Genomic DNA, 1118 nt, shown 5'->3' with positions numbered 1-1118 from the left:
TGTTGGGGCCACACAATCACAACCCAATCCAGTCGCTGGCGGGCGCTCGGCAATTCCACACGACCGTATCTGGACGACCCCATAGTGGCCGGAGGTTCGCCAGGTCGGATCCGACGATTCCAGTCGTGCCGTCGTTGGGCTGTCTATTCCAATTGCCAGGTCGGACTTGAGGGTTCGAAGTGCGATGACAGCGGTTGGGAAGTATTCGGTGAGGAAGTTGAACGGAGTTGCTGTCGGCCAGTGTTGGTCGCCTGTCAAACGGCGATAGTTGAGGTCGCCCTTCAAGATCACGGCGTCGGCGCCAGACAGCTGCGCCTCTAGATCGGGTGGCATCTCGCGGAAAGGTAAAGGTGCACAATAGAATTCATGGTCCGATAGGTGAAGTCTGTCATTGCGGAGCGCTGTGATGAGGTGATCGGCGGTGTCTGACGCACGCCCGGGGATTGATGCCAGGAGACGCAGTGTCGCCAGGAGATCCGTTGTCGTGGCATCGGAGACGTAATACGGGTGTGGTTTGAGGTGGAGCTCGACGGTGAGTTCGGTGTTGATGCGCAGGAGATGGTCGATCAGCAGAAGGTCGGGGATGAGTTCACGGCCGGAGTTGTCGGCGATCAACGTGATCGTCCCGTCGGTGACGGCACGGAGGAGATCTACTGCTTGCGCGGTCTGGTCGTCGATGATGTTGGCGTGGTTGTGCTCGCGGGCGGCGGATGCGGGGTCTGAGATCCGGAATCCGAGGTCGGCGCGATTACCCCATAGCGCGGCGTGGATCAGGGCAGCGGTTTCTGTCGCCGAGTCGTCGTGGTCAGGGTTAATCGCTGCGAGTTCCGCGGCGAGTTCTGGGTCGTGGAGTTCGGCGTTCTTCTGGACGAAGGGATCGATTCCGTGCCAGGGGCCGTGTTCGTAGTAGCCGACTGCTTCCAGCAGCAGGCGATAGAAGTAGCTCTCGGCCCAGAGGAACGGCACGTCGAGCCAGTCGCAGCCATAGATTCCCTCACCCCAGGTATCCCAAGCGTGCTTGCCTGCCGCGCCGTCCGGTAGTGGCCGAACCGATCCGGCGATTTCCTCGCGCAGCACGTCGAGTGGTCGCTGAATCTCGGGCGGGTAGGGGTGGCCGG

1 protein-coding gene is annotated in these 1118 nt (G+C 61.3%); it reads right to left on the bottom strand.

Annotation, left to right across the window (positions count from 1 at the left end):
* A partial coding sequence (locus ACFWPJ_RS33475) for a damage-control phosphatase ARMT1 family protein (RefSeq protein ID WP_378857623.1) occupies positions 1-1077 on the bottom strand: 1077 nt, incomplete at its 3' end.
* Positions 1078-1118 lie beyond the last annotated feature (41 nt).

It is taken from the genome of Nocardia sp. NPDC058497 (assembly GCF_042720195.1).
GTDB lineage: Bacteria > Actinomycetota > Actinomycetes > Mycobacteriales > Mycobacteriaceae > Nocardia.
Note: the sequence above shows the minus strand (reverse complement) of the source record. Positions and strands in the feature narration are given on the sequence as shown.